The 20,205-nt window shown below is 70.5% G+C and carries 15 protein-coding genes, 1 tRNA gene and 1 rRNA gene; 13 read left to right on the plus strand and 4 right to left on the minus strand.

What is annotated here, in order from left to right; translation table 11 throughout:
- The first annotated feature begins 96 nt into the window (after nt 1–96).
- Nucleotides 97–213: ribosomal RNA gene (gene rrf, locus GJQ66_RS01810) — 5S ribosomal RNA — on the plus strand.
- 142 nt (nt 214–355) lie between these two features.
- Here the strand turns inward: rrf and GJQ66_RS01815 are convergent.
- On the minus strand, nt 356–1,510 hold the full coding sequence (locus GJQ66_RS01815) for an acyl-CoA dehydrogenase family protein (RefSeq protein WP_155047656.1): 1,155 nt from the start codon (nt 1,508–1,510) through the stop codon (nt 356–358).
- A 350-nt stretch (nt 1,511–1,860) separates the two neighbouring features.
- Here GJQ66_RS01815 and nrdH point away from each other — a divergent pair, with 350 nt between their 5' ends.
- Genes nrdH through nrdF form a run of 4 tightly spaced genes read left to right on the plus strand, consistent with a single transcriptional unit; the run spans nt 1,861 to nt 5,756 of the window.
- A complete protein-coding gene (gene nrdH / locus GJQ66_RS01820) occupies nt 1,861–2,094 on the plus strand; it encodes a glutaredoxin-like protein NrdH (RefSeq protein WP_155047657.1) in 234 nt (77 codons plus the stop codon).
- Between the two features lie 33 nt (nt 2,095–2,127).
- Entirely contained in the window at nt 2,128–2,601 is a 474-nt protein-coding gene (nrdI, locus tag GJQ66_RS01825; protein ID WP_155047658.1) for a class Ib ribonucleoside-diphosphate reductase assembly flavoprotein NrdI, read from the plus strand.
- On the plus strand, nt 2,583–4,745 hold the full coding sequence (gene nrdE / locus GJQ66_RS01830; protein ID WP_155047659.1) for a class 1b ribonucleoside-diphosphate reductase subunit alpha: 2,163 nt from the start codon (nt 2,583–2,585) through the stop codon (nt 4,743–4,745). The genes nrdI and nrdE overlap by 19 nt, the downstream gene beginning before the upstream one ends.
- 36 nt (nt 4,746–4,781) lie before the next feature.
- Nucleotides 4,782–5,756, plus strand: a complete 975-nt coding sequence (nrdF, locus tag GJQ66_RS01835) for a class 1b ribonucleoside-diphosphate reductase subunit beta (protein ID WP_155047660.1) — start codon at nt 4,782–4,784, stop codon at nt 5,754–5,756.
- An 87-nt stretch (nt 5,757–5,843) separates the two neighbouring features.
- Here nrdF and GJQ66_RS01840 read toward each other — a convergent pair whose 3' ends face one another.
- Nucleotides 5,844–6,557 carry an SDR family oxidoreductase gene (locus tag GJQ66_RS01840; protein WP_155047661.1) on the minus strand — a complete coding sequence of 238 codons (714 nt, stop codon included), beginning with the start codon at nt 6,555–6,557 and terminating at the stop codon, nt 5,844–5,846.
- A gap of 115 nt (nt 6,558–6,672) precedes the next feature.
- On the opposite strand from GJQ66_RS01840, the gene solA reads away from it, so the two are divergent.
- From solA to GJQ66_RS01855, 3 genes are read left to right on the plus strand one after another with little or no spacing between them, the layout of a single operon-like run.
- Nucleotides 6,673–7,794, plus strand: coding sequence for an N-methyl-L-tryptophan oxidase (gene solA / locus GJQ66_RS01845; RefSeq protein ID WP_155047662.1), 1,122 nt, complete (start codon nt 6,673–6,675; stop codon nt 7,792–7,794).
- Between the two features lie 14 nt (nt 7,795–7,808).
- A complete protein-coding gene (locus GJQ66_RS01850; protein WP_155047663.1) occupies nt 7,809–8,702 on the plus strand; it encodes a LysR family transcriptional regulator in 894 nt (297 codons plus the stop codon).
- A gap of 25 nt (nt 8,703–8,727) precedes the next feature.
- Entirely contained in the window at nt 8,728–10,098 is a 1,371-nt protein-coding gene (locus GJQ66_RS01855; RefSeq protein WP_155047664.1) for a sodium/glutamate symporter, read from the plus strand.
- Between the two features lie 34 nt (nt 10,099–10,132).
- On the opposite strand, the gene GJQ66_RS01860 is transcribed toward GJQ66_RS01855, so the two are convergent.
- Nucleotides 10,133–10,804 (minus strand): YigZ family protein, encoded by a 672-nt coding sequence (locus tag GJQ66_RS01860; protein WP_155047665.1) that lies wholly within the window; start codon nt 10,802–10,804, stop codon nt 10,133–10,135.
- A 78-nt stretch (nt 10,805–10,882) separates the two neighbouring features.
- Here GJQ66_RS01860 and GJQ66_RS01865 point away from each other — a divergent pair, with 78 nt between their 5' ends.
- Entirely contained in the window at nt 10,883–13,390 is a 2,508-nt protein-coding gene (locus tag GJQ66_RS01865; protein WP_155047666.1) for an RNA helicase, read from the plus strand.
- An 85-nt stretch (nt 13,391–13,475) separates the two neighbouring features.
- On the opposite strand, the gene GJQ66_RS01870 is transcribed toward GJQ66_RS01865, so the two are convergent.
- Complete coding sequence (locus GJQ66_RS01870) at nt 13,476–14,852, minus strand: AAA family ATPase (RefSeq protein WP_155047667.1); 1,377 nt, start codon at nt 14,850–14,852, stop codon at nt 13,476–13,478.
- Nucleotides 14,853–15,084: 232 nt separating this feature from the next.
- Between GJQ66_RS01870 and GJQ66_RS01875 the strand changes: the two genes are divergently transcribed.
- The 4 genes from GJQ66_RS01875 (at nt 15,085) to GJQ66_RS01890 (ending at nt 20,187) form a co-directional block, all read left to right on the plus strand.
- A complete protein-coding gene (locus tag GJQ66_RS01875; protein WP_368732548.1) occupies nt 15,085–16,599 on the plus strand; it encodes a glyceraldehyde-3-phosphate dehydrogenase in 1,515 nt (504 codons plus the stop codon).
- A gap of 70 nt (nt 16,600–16,669) precedes the next feature.
- Nucleotides 16,670–17,233: an asparagine synthase gene (locus tag GJQ66_RS01880; protein WP_368732549.1), complete on the plus strand. Its 564-nt coding sequence runs from the start codon at nt 16,670–16,672 to the stop codon at nt 17,231–17,233.
- Between the two features lie 101 nt (nt 17,234–17,334).
- Nucleotides 17,335–17,410: transfer RNA gene (locus GJQ66_RS01885), tRNA-Arg, on the plus strand.
- 107 nt (nt 17,411–17,517) lie between these two features.
- On the plus strand, nt 17,518–20,187 hold the full coding sequence (locus GJQ66_RS01890; RefSeq protein ID WP_155047669.1) for a phosphoenolpyruvate carboxylase: 2,670 nt from the start codon (nt 17,518–17,520) through the stop codon (nt 20,185–20,187).
- Nucleotides 20,188–20,205: the final 18 nt, after the last annotated feature.

Raw genomic sequence — 20,205 nt, forward strand, 5'->3', positions numbered from 1 at the left:
ACGGTTGTGCTCTGGGGGCTGGTGATAAGTAAACAGTGTTGTGCTGTTGAAACACAGGTTTACCCGCGCCTTTTGGGGTGTGTGGTTGGTAGGTGTTTCGGTGGTTATAGCGAGAGGGAAACGCCCGGTCTCATTCCGAACCCGGAAGCTAAGCCTCTCAGCGCCGATGGTACTGCACCGGGGACGGTGTGGGAGAGTAGGTCGCCGCCGGACTTCACTTGGTCGAAAGGGCCGCCCAACGCTGGGCGGCCCTTTTGCATTTCTCTGGGCGTGCGGACGCGCCCGCCGGGCGAAAGGGCCCGCGAACCGACTCCGCGCTGACGCGCAGAGACGCTTCGCGGGCCCTTTCGCGCGTCTAGGAACAGACGTCGATCCAGGAGGCCGCCGCCGTCTCGCGGGCGGCGTCGGGCGACGACGGGTGGAAAGCTCCGGCGCGCACGTCGCGGGAGATCCGCTCGAGCTCGTGCCCGCGCCGGTACGCTCCGCCGCCCGCGACCAGCAGCGCGTCCTCGACGACACGGAGCGCGGTCGAGGCGGCGCGGTCCTTCATCCCCGCCAGCAGGCGGAAGGTCGCGGCGCCGTGGTCGGCCCCCGCCTCGACGTCCGCCGTGAGCGTGGCGAGCGCGAGCGGCAGCGCGTCGTACGCGATCGCCATGTCGCCGATTCGCGCGCGCACGAGCGGATCCTCGCTGCGCGCGGACGCGCCCGCGCGCCCGGGGCGTGCGCGCGCCGCGTCCACAGCGAGCTCCAGCGCGCGACGCGCCAGGCCCGTGTAGACGGACGCGACGAGCAACTCGAAGGCGGCGAAGATCGCGACCTGGAGGGGATCGGGGCCGTCGAGCACGCGGCGCACGACGCGATCCGCCGCCGCCTCGGCGCCGGTCAGCACAGTCGTGCGGCTCTGCGTGCCCCGCATGCCCTGCACGTCCCAGTCGTCGCGGGTCTCGATCGCCGGCCCGCGCCCGACGAAGGCGAACACGAGCGCGGGGGCGTCGGGGTTGCTGTCGTCGCGGCCGTGCAGGCCGAGGGACGTCCACACGGGCGCGAGGGAGGTGAAGATCTTCGTCCCGGTGAAGGAGTATCCGCCTCCCGGTAGCGGGCGCGCGGCGGTGCGGCTGTCGAAGAGCACGCGGTCGTTGCCGGGCTCGCTGATGCCGAACGCGAAGATCTCGCCGCGGGCCGCGCCGTCGAGGACGAACGCGAGGGCATCATCGCTCTGGGCCGCGAGCTGCCGCGCGACGGCCGTCCACACGAGGTGCATGTTGACCGCGAGCGCGGTGGACGGCGAGGCAGTCGCGAGGCGCTGCTGGAGAATCGACGCCTGCGGGAGGGTGAGCCCGGCCCCGCCACGGTCTGCGGGCACGAGGATCCGGAGGTACCCGGCCGACGCGAGGTCCGCGAGGTCCTCGTGAGAGAAGGACCCGGATTGGTCGACGGCGGCCGCGCGGGCGCGGATCCGCTCGATGAGCTCGGCGGGGAGGTGGGTGGTCGGATCGAACGCGGCGGTCATGCGCTCAGCCTACGAGCGCCGCCGCGCCCGGCCGGTCGGGCGCGACACGCCGTCGGAGCGGATGCGCAGGATTCCGATGTCGGTGGCCCCGCGTAGCGTCCGGGGTGTGGAAAGCCGGCCCCTTCGCGGGGGCGGAACCGCGCGGTGGTGCCGATCGCGACGGGTGCCGCTTCGGCGGATCCTGTGCACGAATCGGTGGATAACCCTGTGGACGCGGCGGGGAAAGCGGTGGAAAATGACACGTGTGTAACTACTAGCCCTTGTGGTGACCCCGGAGGGGAGCACCTATATGTAGTATTGAGGTCCCGGCGGCGCACCGCTGGACACACCTAGCTTCTGGAGGGGAAACCATGGCGATCACGGTCTACAGCAAGCCGTCCTGCGTGCAGTGCAACGCGACCTACCGCGCGCTCGACGCGAAGGGTATCGAGTACCAGGTGACCGACGTTTCCGAGGACGCCGCGGCGCTCGAGCAGGTCAAGTCGCTCGGCTACCTGCAGGCGCCCGTCGTCGTCGCCGACGAGGAGCACTGGTCGGGCTTCCGTCCCGACAAGATCGACGAGCTCGCCGCTCGCCTCGTCTGATCCGTCGCTGACGCGGCGAGAGAGGAAACGATCATGTCCGCGACAGCGACGCCCTCGCTGCCCGCCCGGCCCGGTTCCGCATCCGCGGAGGCGGGCCGCACGTCCGCCCCGCTCGTGGTCTTCTTCTCGAGCGTGTCGGGCAACACGGCTCGCTTCGTCGAGAAGCTGGGGATGCGCTCCGCGCGCATCCCCCTCTTTCGGGGCGACGGTCCGCTCGAGGTAAACGAGCCGTTCGTGCTCGTGCTCCCGACCTACGGTGGGGGCAACGGAGAGGGCGCGGTGCCGAAGCAGGTCATCCGCTTTCTGAACGACGAGAACAACCGCCGGTGGATCCGCGGGGTCATCTCCACGGGAAACACCAACTTCGGCGAGGCGTACTGCATCGCCGGAGACATCATTAGCCGGAAGTGCCGCGTGCCGCACTTAGACCGGGTCGAACTCTTTGGCACACCCGACGACGTGCTCCGCGTGAGCGAGGGATTGGAAAAATGGTGGAAGCAGCAGTGACCACGCAGCTGGTGGACTACAAGCACAACGCGGCGTTCGAGGGGCTGGACTACCACTCCCTCAACGCGATGCTCAACCTCTACGACGCCGACGGCCAGATTCAGTTCGACGCCGACAAGCGCGCTGCGCGGGAGTACTTCCTGCAGCACGTCAACCAGAACACCGTCTTCTTCCACTCGCTCCGCGAGCGCCTCGACTACCTGGTCGAGAAGGAGTACTACGAGGGCGAGGTCATCGAGAAGTACGACTTCTCCTTCGTCGAGCGCCTGAACGACTTCGCCTACGCGAAGAAGTTCCGCTTCGAGACGTTCCTCGGCGCGTTCAAGTACTACACGAGCTACACGCTCAAGACCTTCGACGGCAAGCGCTACCTCGAGCGCTTCGAGGACCGCGTCGTCATGACCGGCCTCGCCCTCGCGGACGGCGACGAGGACCTGGCGTGGAAGCTCGTCGACGAGATCCTGTCCGGGCGCTTCCAGCCGGCGACGCCGACGTTCCTCAACGCCGGAAAGGCCCAGCGCGGCGAGCTCGTCAGCTGCTTCCTGCTGCGCATCGAAGACAACATGGAGTCGATCGCGCGCGGCATCAACTCGGCGCTGCAGCTGTCCAAGCGCGGCGGCGGCGTCGCCCTGCTCCTGTCGAACATCCGTGAGGCCGGCGCCCCGATCAAGCAGATCGAGAACCAGTCGAGCGGGATCCTCCCCGTCATGAAGCTGCTCGAAGACAGCTTCAGCTACGCCAACCAGCTCGGCGCGCGCCAGGGCGCGGGCGCGGTGTACCTCAACGCGCACCACCCCGACATCATGCGCTTCCTCGACACGAAGCGCGAGAACGCGGACGAGAAGATCCGCATCAAGACGCTGTCCCTCGGCGTCGTGATCCCGGACATCACGTTCGAGCTCGCGAAGAACGACGAGGACATGTACCTCTTCTCGCCGTACGACGTCGAGCGGGTCTACGGCCTGCCCTTCGGCGACATCTCCGTCACGGAGAAGTACCGCGAGATGGTCGACGACCCGCGCATCAAGAAGACCAAGATCAACGCGCGCAAGTTCTTCCAGACGATCGCGGAGATCCAGTTCGAGTCCGGCTACCCGTACGTCATGTTCGAGGACACGGTCAACGACGCGAACCCGATCGCGGGCCGAATCAACATGTCGAACCTCTGCAGCGAGATCCTGCAGGTCAACACGCCGACGACCCTCAACGTCGACCTGTCGTACGACCAGATCGGCAAGGACATCAGCTGCAACCTCGGGTCGCTGAACATCGCGCTCGCGATGGACTCGCCCGACTTCGCCCGCACGGTCGAGACCTCGATCCGCGCCCTGACCGCGGTCAGCGACCAGAGCCACATCACGTCGGTGCGCTCGATCGAGGACGGCAACGACCGCTCGCACGCGATCGGCCTCGGCCAGATGAACCTGCACGGCTACCTGTCGCGCGAGCGGATCTTCTACGGATCCGACGAGGGCGTCGACTTCACGAACATCTACTTCTACATGGTGCTGTTCCACGCGCTGCGCGCGTCGAACGCCATCGCGCGGGAGCGGGGCGAGACGTTCGAGGGCTTCGAGAACTCGACGTACGCGTCGGGCGCGTTCTTCGACAAGTACATCGACGCCGAGTGGGCGCCCGCCACCGCGCGCGTGCGCGAGCTGTTCGCGGGCCACCACATCCCGACACAGGCCGACTGGGTCGACCTCAAGGCCGCGATCCAGGAGCACGGGCTCTACAACCAGAACCTCCAGGCCGTCCCGCCGACCGGGTCGATCTCGTACATCAACAACTCGACGAGCTCGATCCACCCGATCGCGTCGAAGATCGAGATCCGCAAGGAGGGCAAGCTCGGCCGCGTGTACTACCCGGCGCCGTTCATGACGAACGACAACCTGGAGTACTACCAGGACGCGTACGAGATCGGCTACGAGAAGGTCATCGACACGTACGCCGCGGCGACGCAGCACGTGGACCAGGGACTCTCGCTCACGCTCTTCTTCCCGGACACGGCGACGACCCGCGACATCAACCGCGCGCAGATCTACGCCTGGCGCAAGGGCATCAAGACGATCTACTACATCCGCCTTCGCCAGATGGCGCTCGAGGGCACTGAGGTGGAGGGCTGCGTCAGCTGCACGCTGTGACGCCGCCGTCCCGAGAATCTGAGAGAACTTCACGCGATGACTGAAAAGCTTCAGCTCCTGGATCACGTCCAGGCGATCAACTGGAACCGTATCCAGGACGACAAGGACGTCGAGGTGTGGAACCGCCTCACGAGCAACTTCTGGCTGCCCGAGAAGGTGCCGCTGTCGAACGACGTCCAGTCGTGGAACACGCTCACCGAGGAGGAGCAGCGCCTCACGATGCGCGTGTTCACGGGCCTGACCCTGCTCGACACCGTGCAGGCGACGGTCGGCGCCGTGTCGCTGATCCCCGACGCGACGACGCCGCACGAGGAGGCCGTGTACACGAACATCGCGTTCATGGAGTCGGTGCACGCCAAGAGCTACTCGTCGATCTTCTCGACGCTCAGCAACACCCCCGACATCGACGCCGCCTTCCGCTGGTCCGTGGAGAACGAGAACCTGCAGAAGAAGGCCCAGATCGTCATGGAGTACTACCGGGGCGACGAGCCGCTCAAGCGCAAGGTCGCCTCGACCCTGCTCGAGAGCTTCCTGTTCTACTCCGGGTTCTACCTCCCGATGTACTGGTCGAGCCACGCGAAGCTCACGAACACGGCCGACCTGATCCGCCTCATCATCCGCGACGAGGCCGTGCACGGGTACTACATCGGCTACAAGTATCAGAAGGGCCTCGAGAAGGTCGACCAGGCCAAGCGCGACGAGCTCAAGGACTACACGTTCTCGCTGCTGTACGAGCTCTACGACAACGAGGTGCAGTACACGCAGGACCTGTACGACACCGTCGGCCTGACCGAGGACGTCAAGAAGTTCCTGCACTACAACGCCAACAAGGCGCTCATGAACCTCGGCTACGAGGCCATGTTCCCCTCGAGCGTCACGGACGTGAACCCTGCGATCCTCTCCGCGCTCTCGCCGAACGCCGACGAGAACCACGACTTCTTCTCGGGGTCGGGCTCGTCGTACGTCATCGGAAAGGCCGTGTCCACCGAGGACGAGGACTGGGACTTCTGATCCCGACACACTGACCCGACACGGCGGGCGAGAGGCCCGGATCCGCAGGCACCTGCGGATCCGGGCCTCTTCGCGTCCCACGCACCGTCAGCGCCGAGGGGGTGCGGGGAGGCGGGGGCGCAGCACGATCGTCTCGACCTGCGCGTTGGTCGGTGCCGAGATCGCGTATCGCACGGCGTCCGCGAGCTCCTGCGGATCTAGATAGGTGTCCGCGCCGCCGCCCGATCGCCCGGCCTCTTCGCGTAGGCGCTCTCCCATGTCGGTCTTCACGAAGCCGGGGTGGAGGGACGTGACGCGCACGCCGTCGGCGCGAAGCTCCTCGCGGAGGCAGTCGGCGAGGGTGCGGAGCGCGAACTTCGTGCCCGTGTAGACGGATCCGTGCGGGTAGCTCATGAGCCCCGAGCCCGAGTTGATCATGACGATCGTGCCGCGGGCGGCGGTCAGCGCGGGCAGGAGGCGCGAGGTGAGATCGGCGACCGCGAACACGTTGGTCTCGAACGAGTCCCGCCAGTCCTGACGCGTGAACTCGGCGAACCGCCGCTCGTCCGCCACGCCGGCGCTGTGCACGAGCACGTCGAGGCGCTCGATCCCCGCGGCCGCCACGGCCCGCGCCAGCTCATCCTCGTCGGCGAGGTCGGCGATGAACGGCGCGGACCCGGGGATCGCGCGCAGCGCGTCAGCGGCGGCCTCCCGGGTGCGCGCGCCGACGAGCACGCGGTGCGTGGGGGCCAGGGCGGCGGCAATGGCCCGCCCGATGCCACGCGAGGCGCCGGTGACGAGGGCGGTCGGGGTGGTCTCCATGGGGTCCTCCGGGTGCGCGGCCGCTCCGCGCTCATTTAGCTAACGTCTCACGACTTGTATTTCGTATACGTTAACTGTCTTGCAATGCGCGCGGAACCCTCCCTAATGTGCTCTCATGCCTGAAACTGTCATCGTCATCGGCCTAGGCGGCGCCGGATCCTTCGCGGCCGCGAAGCTCGCCGAGCAGGGCCTCGCCGTCATCGGCCTGGAGGCCGACGATCTGATCCACACGCGCGGGGCCTACTCGGGCGAATCGCGCCTGTTCCGCGCCGCGTACCACGAGGGCGCCGACTACGTGCCGCTCCTGCTGGAGTCGCGCGCCGCCTGGCTCGAGCTCGAGCAGGCGGGCGGGCGCCGACTGTTTCACGAGACGGGCGTGCTGTCGATCGGATCCGCGGCCGCGCCGCAGATGGAGCAGGTGCAGCGCTCGCTCGCGCACGCCGGGCTGGCGCACGAGGTGCTCGACACGGAGGAGCTCCGCCGTCGCTACCCGCAGCACAGCGACCTGACCGACGAGATCGGCGTCCTCGACCTCCTCGGCGGCGTGCTGCGCCCCGAGGCGGCGATCTCGGAGATTCAGCGCCGGGCCCGCCTCGCGGGCGCCGACCTGCGCGGCAACCAGCGCGTGGCGGCCATCGACGAGGACGCGCACGGGGTGCGGGTCCGCCTCGCGTCGGGGGAGGAGCTCCGCGCGGACAGGGTCGTCGTCACGTCCGGCATCACCTCCGGCGGGCTCCTGCCGGACCTCGCGCCCCACATGCAGATCCTGCCGATCGCGCTGACCTGGTTCTGCCCGGAGAACCCCGCCGACTTTGCCCCCGACGTCTTCCCCGCGTTCATCCGCGACCAGGGCGACGTCCACATCTTCGGGGCTCCCACGCTCGACGGATCCCTCGTCAAGGCCGGATACGACGCCCGCTTCGGCGCCATCGCCGATCGCTCCGAGCTCCCGCGCGAGCTCGCGCCCGAGGACCGCCACCGCATCGCGCGGGACGTGCATCGCCTGGTCGGGGGCCTCCCGCCGCACATCGCGCGCGAGTCCCTGCACTGCGACATCTTCACGGCGGACAAGCGCCCCATCCTCGGGCGCGTGAGCGAGCGCATCGTGGTCGGCACGGCGTTCTCGGGCCACGGATTCAAGCTCATCCCCGCGTACGGATCCGCGCTCGCCGCGTTCGTGACCGGGGCGCCGCAGGCCCACGACCTCAGCGCGTTTTCGCCCGCGCGTTTTGCCTGAGCGCCGCCACGTCGATGAGCGAGATCACCCTCAAGCAGCTGCGGTGCTTCGTGGCGGTCTACACGGAGCGGAGCTTCACGAAGGCCGCCCAGGTGCTGGACCTGAAGCAGTCCCCGGTCTCCCAGGCGATCGCGGCGCTCGAGCGCCAGCTGGGCGCGCAGCTCTTCGACCGCGGCGGGCGGGAGGTCACCCCCACGGCCGCGGCGGTCGCGCTGTTCCCGGAGGCCGTCGAGATGCGGCGCCGCGCCGAGTCGCTGCCGCAGCTCGTGGCGGCGGCGAAGGCGGGGGACGCCAAGCCGCGGATCCGCCTGGGCGCGGCCAGCTCGGCGTTTCCCCACCTCGTCACGAGCGCGCTCGGCGTGCTCGAGGACTTCGCCGTGGTCGTCTCCGACGGATACAGCGCCCCGCTCCTGCGGGCCCTCGACAACGGCGACATCGACGTGTGCCTCGTGCGCGATTTCGGCGACGACCGCGAGGAGGAGCGCGTGGCGTTCCGGGAGCGGTTCGTCGTCGCCGTCGCGTCCGGCCACCCGCTGGCGTCGCGCGAGGAGGCGACGATCGACGAGATCGTGCGCGAGCCGATCATCACCTTCCGCCGGGAGGTGGCGCCGATCGCGTTCGACCTGATGGCCAGCACCTTCCTCCAGGCGGGCGCCCCCATGCGGGTCGCCTCCTACCTGTCCAGCGAGCAGGCGATGCTCGGCCTGGTCGCCGCCGGCGGCGGGGTCACGCTCGTCCCGCAGACGGTCGGCCTCGGCGACTGGCATGGCGTCACGTTCGTCCCCATCGCCGGCGCGCCCGCCAACTACCCGCTGACCGTGCGCACGTCCCCGGGCGATCCGCTCGGCCTGCTTTCTCCCGTCACCCGCGCCCTCCAGGACTGGGCCCGCGCGGTCGGCATCTCCTGACCTCCCCTCCCGAAAGGAACCCCGGATGGAATTCTCCCCCTGGTCCCTGCTGGTTGACGCCGGCCTCATCGGCGCTCTCCTCGCGATCGGCACGCTCCTGCGCGCCACCTTCAAGCCCCTGCAGGACATGATGATCCCGGCCGGCGTCATCGCCGGCGTGCTCGGCCTGATCCTCGGCCCGAACGTGCTCGGCTGGCTGCCGTTCTCGGACCAGCTCGGCACGTACGGATCCGTCCTCATCGCCGCCGTGTTCGCATGCATGGCGCTCACGAGCGACTTCAACCTGACGAAGATCGGCCGCTCGGTCGGCAGCTTCGCGGCCTATGGCGTGCTGATGTACGCGGCGCAGGTCGCCGTCGCCATGGTGCTCGTCCTCCTCGTCCTCGGCCCGCTCCTCGGCTCGCCCGACTACCTCGGCATCATGCTCTTCGCGGGCTGGGCCGGAGGGTTCGGATCCGCCGCGGCCGTCGGCTCCGCGCTCGGCGACGCCGGCTACCCGGAGGCGGCGTCGATCGCCTTCACGTCGGCGACCGTGGGGCTGCTCGTCGGCGTCGTCGGCGGCATCATCCAGACGCGGTGGGGCGCCAAGCACGGCCACGCCCGCGCCTACGCGGGCACGAAGGAGATCCCCAAGGACCTCCGCACGGGCGTCCTCGACATCGTCGACGGAAAGCAGACCCAGCCGATCGGCAACCACCTCTTCTCGGGTGGCACGATCGAGTCGCTGACGTTCCAGGTCGGCCTCGTTGCGGCCGTCGCGGCGGGTGCCTACGGCCTCAACACGCTGCTCGGGCAGTGGATCCCCGCCGTGGCGTTCCCGCTGTTCACGATCGCGTTCGTCGTGGGCCTCATCGTGCGCGGGCTGTTCTCCGCGGCGCGGGCGTCGCGCTTCATCGACCAGGACTCGATCAACTCGCTGTCCGGTACGGCGACCGACCTGCTCATGGTGTGCGGCATCGCCTCGGTCGTGCTGAGCCTCGTGGCCGACCAGTGGCTCGCGCTCACGATCCTCTTCGTCGTCGGCCTCGCGCTGTGCCTCTTCCTCGGCCTCGTTCTGGCGCCGCGCGTGCTGGGCGAGGGCTGGTTCGAGCGCCAGATCTTCACGTGGGGCTGGTCGACCGGCGCCGTCGCGACGGGCGTCGCCCTGCTGCGCATCGCGGATCCGAAGCTCAAGTCGCGCACGCTGGAGGACTTCTCGGTCGCCTACCTGCCCGTGCTCCCGGTCGAGATCACCGCGGTGACGTTTGTGCCGCTGCTCGTCATCGCGGGCGCGGCCTGGGCGGTCGCGGGGATCTGGGGCGCGATCACGGTCGCGGCGCTGATCGTGTCGTTCGTGTTCCTGCGTCTGAACGCGAGGGACGGCGCGAGGGCGGGGCTGGTGTCCGCCTCCCGCTGACCCGGACACTCGGGCGGACGGGCCGCGCCGCGGGTCATGCGCCCGCGGCGCGGCCCGCGAGCGGTTCCGCGACGTCGACGATCGCTGTCTCGCCGATCTCGACGCCGAGCGCGCCCGAGCTCCACGCCGCGACGTCGGCCGCGAGGGGCGCGAGCTGGTCGGGCGGCGCCCATACGCCGAGCCGGGCCGCGTGGCCGTACTCCGGATCCGCGAGCACCGCGTCGCGCGCGGACGCCCACTCGCGCAGGAGGTTCTCGATCCGCCCCGCGTCGGCGTGCGGGGCCTCGATCACCGCGTGGGTGAGCGCGCGGCGGCGCACGAGCTGCGCGCGGTCGAGGGCCTCCGACACGGCGTTCCCATACGCCCGTACGAGCCCGCCGGCGCCCAGCTTCACGCCGCCGAAGTATCGCGTGACGACCGCGACGACGTCGGTCATGCCGCGGCGCCGAAGCACCTCGAGCATCGGCACGCCCGCCGTCCCCGACGGCTCGCCGTCGTCCGAGGAGCGCGCCTGGTCGCCCGAGACCCCCGTCACCATCGCGACGCAGTTGTGGCGGGCGTCCCAAAATTCCTTGCGGATCCCGGCGATCGCCGCGTCCGCGTCGTCGACGGACGAGACCGGCACGAGGTGCGCGAGGAAGCGCGAACGCTTGATCTCGATCTCGTGATCCACGCGCCGCGCGATCGTCGCGGGGTATTCGGCCATCCCCCGAGCGTAACCGCGCCAGGCCGCGCGCAGCGGCCTGGCGCCCGGCGCCCAGGCGGATCGGGCAGACTCGAGGGGATGCCTTCCCTCCTCGACGCCGCCCGCTCCGCCGGATCCGATTCCGATGCCCTCTACGACGCGTTCCTGGAGTGGACGCTCGAGCGCGGGATCGAGCTGTACCCCGCGCAGGACGAGGCCGTCATGGAGCTCGTGCAGTCGGCGAACGTGATCCTCGCGACGCCGACGGGGACGGGGAAGTCCCTCGTGGCGCTCGCGGCCCACGCGATCGCGCTTGGGCGCGGCGGGCGGACGTTCTACACGGCGCCGATCAAGGCGCTCGTCAGCGAGAAGTTCTTCGCCCTCGTCGAGGCGTTCGGGGCCGAGAACGTGGGCATGGTGACGGGGGATTCCTCCGTTAATCCCGACGCGCCGATCGTGTGCTGTACGGCCGAGATCCTCGCCAACCTCGCCCTGCGCGAGGGGGCGGACGCCGAGGTCGACCAGGTCGTCATGGACGAGTTCCACTACTACGGGGATCCGCAACGCGGCTGGGCCTGGCAGATCCCGCTCCTGCTGTTGACCCGCGCGCAGTTCCTCCTGATGTCGGCGACGCTGGGGGACACGACGGCGATCGAGTCCGACCTCTCGCGGCGCACAGGCCGCCGGACGGCGCTCGTCGCGGGCGCCGAGCGGCCCGTCCCGCTGCACTTCAGCTACGAAAAACGCCCCTCCCACGAGGTCGTCGAGGGCCTCCTCGAGGCGTCGGAGGTTCCCGTCTACATCGTGCACTTCAGCCAGGCGCAGGCCATGGAGCGGGCGCAGGCGCTCGCGAGCATCCAGGTCGCGACCCGCGCCCAGCGTGACGCCATCGCGGAGGCGCTCGGCGACTTCCGGTTCACGACGAACTTCGGCAAGACCCTGTCGCGGCTCGTGCGCGCGGGCATCGGCGTGCACCACGCGGGCATGCTCCCGCGTTACCGGCGCCTCGTCGAGACGCTCGCGCAGCGCGGGCTCTTGCGGGTGATCTGCGGCACGGACACGCTCGGCGTCGGTATCAACGTGCCGATCCGCACCGTGCTCGTCACCGCCCTGTCGAAGTACGACGGCACGCGCATGCGGCGCCTCGGCGCGCGCGAGTTTCACCAGATCGCCGGGCGCGCTGGCCGGGCGGGCTACGACCCGTACGGCAACGTCCTTGTGCTCGCGCCCGAGCACGAGATCGAGAACGAGCAGGCGCTGAAGAAGGCCGGCGACGACCCGAAAAAGCGCAAGAAGGTCCAGAAGAAACAGGCGCCGAAGGGCTTCGTGAGCTGGAGCGAGCAGACCTTCGAGAAGATCATCGAGGCGGATCCCGAGCCCCTCGCGCCCCAGATGCAGATGACGTCGGCGATGCTCATCAACGTCATCGCGCGCGGCGGCGACGTCTTCGCGAACGTGCGCGCGCTGGTCTTCGACAACCACCAGCCTCGCCGCGAGCAGTACGCGCTCGCGCGCCGTGCGCTCGCCATCTTCCGCACGCTGCGGGATGCGCAGCTGGTCGAGGTGGGTCCGGCGGGAGAGATCCGCCTGTTCGTCGACCTGCAGCCGAACTTCGCGCTCAACCAGCCCCTGTCCCCGTTCGCGCTCGCCGCGCTGGACCTGCTGGATCCGGAGGGCGGTCCCGGATCCGCCGGCACGGGTCACTACGCGCTCGACGTCGTGAGCATCATCGAGGCGACGCTGGACGACCCGCGGCAGATCCTCGGGCAGCAGGAGTTCGCGGCGCGCGGCGAGGCCGTGGCGGCCATGAAGCGCGACGGCATCGAGTACGAGGAGCGGATGGAGCTGCTCGAGCAGATCACCTATCCGAAGCCGCTCGCGGATCTGCTCGCGCAGGCGTTCGAGACGTTCGCGTCGTCGCAGCCGTGGGTCCGCGACTTCCAGTTGGCGCCGAAGAGCATCGTGCGCGACATGTACGAGCGCGCGCTCAGCTTTGCCGACTTCGTGCAGGTGTACCAGCTCGGTCGAAGCGAGGGGCTCGTCCTGCGATACCTGTCGGACGCGTTCCGCACGATCCGGCAGACGGTGCCCCCCGAGGCGCGGACCCCCGAGCTCGACGACATCGTCGAGTGGCTGGGCGAGATGGTGCGGCAGGTCGACTCGAGCCTCGTCGACGAGTGGGAGACGCTCTTGGCCGGCCTCGACCAGCCGGACGGCGACGGCCCGGTCGTGCCGCCCTCGCCGCCATCCGTCGTGCAGAACCGGCGCGCGTTCACGGTACTCGTGCGCAACGCGCTATTCCGGCGCGTTCAGCTCGCGGCGCTCGAGCGCGACGCCGAGTTGGTCGCGCTCGACCCGGACGCGGGGTGGCCGGAGGCGCTGGACGCCTACTTCGACCAGCACGACGAGATGCTCGCGGGCGCCGCGGCGCGCTCGCCGCGACTGTGCGCGATCGACGACTCCGAGCCCGGCGTCTGGCGCGTCGAGCAGACCATCGACGACACGGCCGGCGATCACGACTGGCGGATCCGCGCCGAGGTCGACCTGGAGGCCTCGGCGGAGGCGGGCGAGGCCGTCCTCCGCGTCGCCGGCCTCGTGCGCCTCTAGCCCCACCAAGTCCACAATTCTCCGATAAGTCTCACCGGTTCCCGGTGAGACTTATCGGAGAATTGTGGACTTAGGCGCCCGGGGCTTACGCGCCGCCCGCGAAGCCCCGGGCGATCGCGGCGGTGGCGGCGAGCCACGCGCGCTGCGTCGCCGGGCGGAGCGCGCCGTAGTGCAGGTAGCCGTCGATCATCGCCGGGTCGAACGGGATGTGCACGACGTCGCGCGTGAGCTTGCGGTAGCCGTCGACCACCCGGCGCACCTCGTTCATGGGCGCCTTCTGGTCGGCCTGGTTGACGACCGTGACGGCGTTGGCCGCGAGCTGCGCCGAGCGCTCGTCGCGATCGGCGAGCGCCTCGAGCAGCAGCGCGCCCGCCTCGGCGTGCTCGTCGCGCGTCGTCGTGGCGACGACGAGCTGATCCGTGTGGTCGATCATGCGGCGCCACAGCGGATCCGACTCGTCGTTGCCGGAATCCATGACGATCAGCCGGTAATACCGGGCTGCGACGGCGTGGATCCGGTCCACTTCCTTCGCCGAGACCCGCTGCTCCTCCGCGAGCGCGATCGGCTGCGAGCGCAGGACGTCGAAGCGGTCCTGGCGCTGGTGGTGCACGAACTGCGCGACATCGGCGGCCTGCGCGTCGGCCGAGAGCAGGTGCGGCGCCGACTCGAGCATGTCGTGCAGCGTCGCGTCGTGCGGACCCTGCTCGGTGCGCCATCCGAGGGTGCCGCGCGTCTGGTTGTTGTCCCAGGCGAGCACGCCCGCGCCGCCGAAGCGGGCGAACACGGCCGCCGTGAGGATCGTCGTCGGCGTCTTGCCCGACCCGCCCTTGCCGTTCACGACGGCGATCGTCCGCGGTCCGGGCCAGTGCTGGGCGACCGCCATCTGGTCGGACCGCTCCGAGCGCTCTGCGGCGCCCGGGGCCATCTTGATGCCCATGCGCGTCATCGTCCCGCGGAAGCCGCGCGTCGCCGGCTCCTCGGAGTCCTCCCCGCCGCGGTCCGACGTGAGGAAGGTCTCGCGCTGCGCGCGGCGGTCGGCGAACTCTCGGCTCGAGACCTGGGGGGCGGATCCGCTCGCCGGCGCCGAGGCGTCCGGCTCGGCGGGGGCGGCGGGCTTGGACGCCGCGGGCGAGGGGTCGATCGTCGTCATCGCGGGGCGCGACGGCGCCGCCGCGTAGGGGCGTGCGGCGGCCGGGCGCGGCTCGCCGTCGGTCGCGGCGTACTCGACGTGCTCCTCGCCGTCGACGATCAGCGGCCATTCACCATCGGGCTCGCGGACGACGACCCGCGTGGGCTGGCCGAGCTGGCGGGCGATCTCCGCCGTCAGGCGCACGATCTCGCGACGCGCATCCTCCGCGTGGCTCGTGGCGATCTGGCGCGGCGTCTCGTCGATGACGAGGACGGCGGAGCCGTCCGGATGGATTGTGGCGTTGAGCCCGTCGTCGGTCGAGCTGTCGCGCATTGCGCCCCCTTGGTGCCGGAAAGCATCGTGGCCGTCGCCCGTGTGGCGACAGTCTCCTCCAGCTTACCGAGCGGGCGGATCCGCGCCCCCGCGCGCCGCGCTTGCCCAGAGCGAAAGAAAAGGGCTTCTTGTGGTCAGAACGCGCGGAAAATCGCTCCCACGCCGCCATACGCTCGATTCGCCACCAGCCACGCGGGCGAGGACGCCCGCCCAACGTCAGGAGCATTGCCGAGTGAGCAACACGTATGACGAGAGCCGCGCCGAGTGGATCGCGCGCGAGGAGCTGGCCGAGCGGATGATCCCGTTGATCGGCCTCCTCTACCGCCGCGACGGGATCGTGCCGTCGGTGCTCGGGCGCCGCCTTCTCCACCTCTCGCCGATCGAGATCCTGAAGGCCCACCGGTTCACCCGCCGGCTCGGGGTGCAGGCGCTCGAGCCGGAGAAGACGATGGCCGTGCTCGAGTCGCTCTGGCGGATCCAGCCCGGCCCCGCGTCCCTCGACGTCGCGCGCCTCGTGAGCCGCTTCGACGAGGCGGGCGGGACGTACGACGCCGCCTCCCTCGACGCGTTCCTGCGCGGCGAGCTCGCGGGTGTCATGGCGCCGCCTGCGTCGGTGCCCACCGATGTCATCCTCTACGGCTTCGGGCGCATCGGCCGGCTGCTCGCGCGAATACTCATCGCCCACCAGGGCACGGGGCAGGGGCTCAACCTCCGCGCGATCGTCGTCCGCCGCGGTGGCGAGGGGGACCTGCACAAGCGCGCGAGCCTCCTCCGCCGCGACTCGGTGCACGGCGCGTTCGAGGGCACGATCGACGTCGACGAGGGACGGGGCACGATCCTCGCCAACGGCACCCTCATCCAGGTGATCTACGCCGACGACCCGGCGGGCATCGACTACACCGCGTACGGGATCCGCGAGGCCATCGTCGTCGACAACACGGGGCGCTGGCGCGACGAGGAGGGGCTCGGCCAGCACCTGCGCTCCCGCGGCGTCGCGCGGGTGCTGCTGACCGCGCCCGGGAAGGGCGCGATCAAGAACATCGTCTTCGGCGTCAACGGCGACGACATCGCGCCCGAGGACCGGATCCTCTCCGCCGCCTCGTGCACGACGAACGCGATCACGCCGGTCCTCGCGGCGGTGGACGGGGCGTTCGGCGTCGTGCGGGGACACGTCGAGACGGTGCACTCCTTCACGAACGACCAGAACCTCATCGACAACTTCCACACCGGCGAGCGGCGGGGTCGCTCGGCCGCCCTCAACATGGTCATCACGGAGACGGGGGCCGCGAAGGCCGTCGCGAAGGCGCTCCCGCGGCTGACGGGGAAGCTCACGGGCAGCGCGATCCGCGTTCCCACGCCGAACGTGTCGCTCGCGATCCTGGGGCTCGAGCTGGAGCGCGCGACCACGCGCGAGGAGATCTGCGCGTTCCTGCGCCAGACCGCCCTCACCTCGCCGCTGCGGCAGCAGGTCGACTACAGCGAATCCCCCGAGGCCGTCTCCACGGACTTCGTGGGGAGCACGCGGGCGGGCGTCGTCGACGGGCTCGCGACCATCGCGACGGGCGACGAGAACGTCGTGCTCTACGTCTGGTACGACAACGAGTTCGGATACTCGTGCCAGGTCGTCCGCGTCCTCGAGCGGATGGCGGGGGTGCACCCCACGATCCTCCCGGAGCGCGAGCCCGTACGCGTCGCGGAGGCCGTCGCCGAAGAGCTGGCCGCCGAGGCCGAGGCGGCGCTCGCCTGACCCGGGAGGTGCCGTTCCCGTCGTCCCCACCCTCAGCGCATTAGGCTGGTGGGGACGACGGGGAGGTGTCGTGCGACGGAACGCGGAGGCGATCGAGGAGGGCGTGGCCATCGCCCTCGCCGCGGCGCGCCTGCAGGTGAAGAACCGCATCCTCGTCGACACGATCGCCGACGGCGACGACTTCGCGCCCGAGGTGTTCGGCGGCGACGCGCGCGAGGCGCTCCTCGGGCTCGCAGCCGAGCAGGACGAGGCGGCCGCGTCCATGAGCAAGCTGCGCCTCAAGGCGTGGGGGCGCCACAGCGATCCCCACGGCACGCACGACTATCGCGACCGCGACGTGCGCAACCTGCGCCGCCGCGCGAAGCAGTACGCGGGTGTCGCGAAGCGACTCCGCCTCCTCGCCGAGTCCGACGACGAGGTGCACCGCCTCGTCGAGGACGCGCGCGACGCCGCCTGGCACGACGTCGAGGTCAACATCGACAGCCGCCTGCGGATCGAGGCGATGCGGCCGGACGACGACCCCGAGTACGCGCGCATGCGCGAGGCGCGCATGCAGGCCCTGCGCATGGTCGACCTCGAGCGGCTGGCGAGCGAGACGAAGAAGCGGCGCAAGCGGGCGGAATCGTCCGACTGATCCGCGCATCGTTCTCACAGACACGCCCGGGGTGTGCGCGCCGATTTCCTCTCCGCGCACGAGCGTTGTAGGGTAGATGAGTTGCCGCGGCAACGAACGATGCGCCCCTAGCTCAATGGATAGAGCATCTGACTACGGATCAGAAGGTTGGGGGTTCGAGTCCCTCGGGGCGCACCACAGAAACGGCCTCCACTTCGGTGGGGGCCGTTTCCGCGTTCGTGGCAGTTCGTCCGCCCCACCCTCTCAGTTCGGCCGTTCGTCGGAACGTCGCTATCTTGGGGCTCATGTCCTCTCCCACCCCCACTGAGACCCTCGACCTCGTCGGCCGGCTCGAAGCCGAGCAGGAGATGCCCGAGCGCATGCGCGCCGACGTCAGCCTCCTCGGCTCCCTCCTCGGCCAGGTGCTGCGCGAGAGCGGATCCGACGGGCTCTTCGAGGATGTCGAGCGCCTGCGGGCGGCGACGATCGAGGCCTACACGGACCCCGCCTCCGACGCGTTCGATCGCGCCGTCGCCATTGCCGACGGGCTCACGCCGGTGCGCGCCGACGAAGTCGCCCGCGCCTTCACCTGCTATTTCCACCTCGTCAACCTCGCCGAGGAGCGCCACCGCGTGCGCGTGCTGCGCGAGCGCGGCGGCGTGACGGGCCGGGACCCGCGTGGCACGATCGCGGGCGCCTACGAGGCGCTGGCGGGAGAGATCGGCGAGGACGCGGCGCGCGAGCGCCTCGACGGCCTCGTCTTCCACCCCGTCTTCACGGCGCACCCGACGGAGGCGCGTCGCCGCGCCGTCTCGACGAGCATCCGCCGCCTGTCGGGCCTCGTGGACGACCTGTCCGCCGAGCCGCGCGGGGGTGCGGCGGAGGGGCGCACGCGTCGCCACATGCTCGAGGAGATCGACACCCTGTGGCGGACCTCGCCCATCCGGCCCGAGAAGCCCTCGCCGTTGGACGAGGTGCGCACGGTGATGGCCGTGTTCGACGACACGCTGTTCACCTCGGTTCCTGAGGTTTACCGCCGCGTCGACGACGTGCTGCAGGGCGCGTCCGCCGGCGCCGTCCGGCCCGCCGTGCGCCCGTTCGTGCGCGTCGGCAGCTGGGTCGGCGGGGACCGCGACGGCAACCCGTTCGTCACGGCCAAGGTCAGCCGCAAGGCGGCGGGGATCGCGAGCGAGCACGTGCTGCTCGGCCTCGAGCGCGCGGCCCAGCGCGTCGGCCGCAGCATCACGCTGGGGGAGGGATCCACGCCCCCCAGCTCCGAGCTGACCGGCCTATGGGACCGCCTGCGCAGCGCGGACGAGGAGGCGGCCGCCGACGTTGCCAAGCGCTCGCCGGGCGAGCCCCACCGCGCGACGCTGCTCTTGCTCGCCAGGAAGATCACCGCGACGCGCACGCGGAACGCCGACCTCGCCTACCGCGACCCGGAGCACCTCATCGCGGATCTCCGCACCGTGCAGTCGTCGCTCGTCGCGGCGGGCGCCGCGCGCCAGGCGTACGGGGAGCTGCAGAAGCTCATTTGGCAGGTGGAGACGTTCGGGTTCCACCTCGCCGAGCTCGAGGTGCGCCAGCACTCGGCCGTGCACCGCAAGGTCCTCGCGGAGCTGGCGGAGGGCGGTCCCCGGAGCGAGCTGACCGAGGAGGTTCTCGAGGTCTTCCGCGCGGTCGCCTTCGTGCAGGACCGCTTCGGCCCGCGCGCCGCCGGCCGCTACATCGTCTCCTTCACGCAGTCCGCGGAGGACCTCGCGAACGTGCACCGCCTCGCGCGGTACGCGGTCGGCGAGGGGCAGACCCCGCCCGTGCTCGATGTGATCCCGCTGTTCGAGACGTTCGACGACCTGCAGGCGGCGCCGGGGATCCTCGCGGAGATCGTGGATCACCCCGAGTTCCGGTCGCGCCTCGACGCCACGGGGCGCCGCCTCGAGGTCATGCTCGGATACTCCGACTCCTCGAAGGACGTCGGGCCCGTGGCGGCGACGCTCGCCCTCTACGAGGCGCAGGCGAAGATCGCCGAGTGGGCGCGCGCCGAGCGCATCGAGCTCACCCTTTTCCACGGCCGCGGCGGCGCCCTCGGCCGCGGGGGCGGGCCCGCCAACAGCGCGATCCTCGCGCAGCCGCCGCACTCGGTGGACGGCCGCTTCAAGCTCACCGAGCAGGGCGAGGTCATCTTCGCCCGCTACGGAGACCCCGATATCGCGATGCGCCACATCGACCAGGTCGGCGCCGCGATCCTGACCGCCTCCGCTCCCTCCAACGAGGAGCGCAACCGCGGGGCGGCCGACCGATTCGCGGACGTCGCGGCCCGGATGGAGACCGCCTCGCGCGCCCGGTTCTTCGACCTCGTCAAGGCCGATGGCTTCGCGCCGTGGTTCGCGACCGTGACGCCGATGGAGGAGGTGGGCCTCCTCGCCCTCGGGTCCCGCCCGGCGCGCCGCGGCCTCTCCGTGTCCTCGCTCGAGGACCTGCGCGCGATTCCGTGGGTGTTCGCGTGGACGCAGGCGCGCATCAACCTCGCGGGCTGGTTCGGCCTCGGCACCGCTCTCGACGCCGTGGGCGACGAGGCGCTGCTGCGCGAGGCCTACGCCGACTGGCCGCTGTTCCGCACGATGATCGACAACGTCGCGATGAGCCTCGCGAAGACGGACGAGCGGATCGCGCGTCAGTACCTCGCCCTCGGCGACCGGGACGACCTCGCGGGCCTCGTGATCGACGAGATGGCGCTCACGCGCGACTGGGTCGTGCGGATCGTGGGCGGCGACGGCCTGCTCGCGAACAAGCCCGTCCTGCAGCGCGCGGTGAAGCTGCGCAGCCCCTACGTGGATGTCCTCTCGCTCCTGCAGCTGCGCGCACTGCGCGCCCTCCGCGATGCCCCCGAGGGGGCGCCCGCGGACCCCGACCTGCAGCGCCTGCTGCTCCTCGCCGTCTCCGGCGTGGCCGCGGGCCTGCAGAACACGGGCTGATCGGATCCGCAACACGGC

It is taken from the genome of Microbacterium sp. ZXX196, from assembly GCF_009709595.1.
Taxonomy (GTDB): Bacteria; Actinomycetota; Actinomycetes; order Actinomycetales; family Microbacteriaceae; genus Microbacterium; species Microbacterium excoecariae.

Coding starts and splice junctions, on each gene's coding strand:
- GJQ66_RS01840 (WP_155047661.1), bottom strand. CDS start 6,557: ATGGAGACCACCCCGACCGCCCTCGTCACCGGCGCCTCGCGTGGCATC.
- GJQ66_RS01865 (WP_155047666.1), top strand. CDS start 10,883: ATGCCTTCCCTCCTCGACGCCGCCCGCTCCGCCGGATCCGATTCCGAT.
- solA (WP_155047662.1), top strand. CDS start 6,673: ATGCCTGAAACTGTCATCGTCATCGGCCTAGGCGGCGCCGGATCCTTC.
- GJQ66_RS01860 (WP_155047665.1), bottom strand. CDS start 10,804: ATGGCCGAATACCCCGCGACGATCGCGCGGCGCGTGGATCACGAGATC.
- GJQ66_RS01870 (WP_155047667.1), bottom strand. CDS start 14,852: ATGCGCGACAGCTCGACCGACGACGGGCTCAACGCCACAATCCATCCG.
- GJQ66_RS01850 (WP_155047663.1), top strand. CDS start 7,809: ATGAGCGAGATCACCCTCAAGCAGCTGCGGTGCTTCGTGGCGGTCTAC.
- nrdH (WP_155047657.1), top strand. CDS start 1,861: ATGGCGATCACGGTCTACAGCAAGCCGTCCTGCGTGCAGTGCAACGCG.
- nrdE (WP_155047659.1), top strand. CDS start 2,583: ATGGTGGAAGCAGCAGTGACCACGCAGCTGGTGGACTACAAGCACAAC.
- nrdI (WP_155047658.1), top strand. CDS start 2,128: ATGTCCGCGACAGCGACGCCCTCGCTGCCCGCCCGGCCCGGTTCCGCA.
- GJQ66_RS01855 (WP_155047664.1), top strand. CDS start 8,728: ATGGAATTCTCCCCCTGGTCCCTGCTGGTTGACGCCGGCCTCATCGGC.
- GJQ66_RS01890 (WP_155047669.1), top strand. CDS start 17,518: ATGTCCTCTCCCACCCCCACTGAGACCCTCGACCTCGTCGGCCGGCTC.
- nrdF (WP_155047660.1), top strand. CDS start 4,782: ATGACTGAAAAGCTTCAGCTCCTGGATCACGTCCAGGCGATCAACTGG.
- GJQ66_RS01815 (WP_155047656.1), bottom strand. CDS start 1,510: ATGACCGCCGCGTTCGATCCGACCACCCACCTCCCCGCCGAGCTCATC.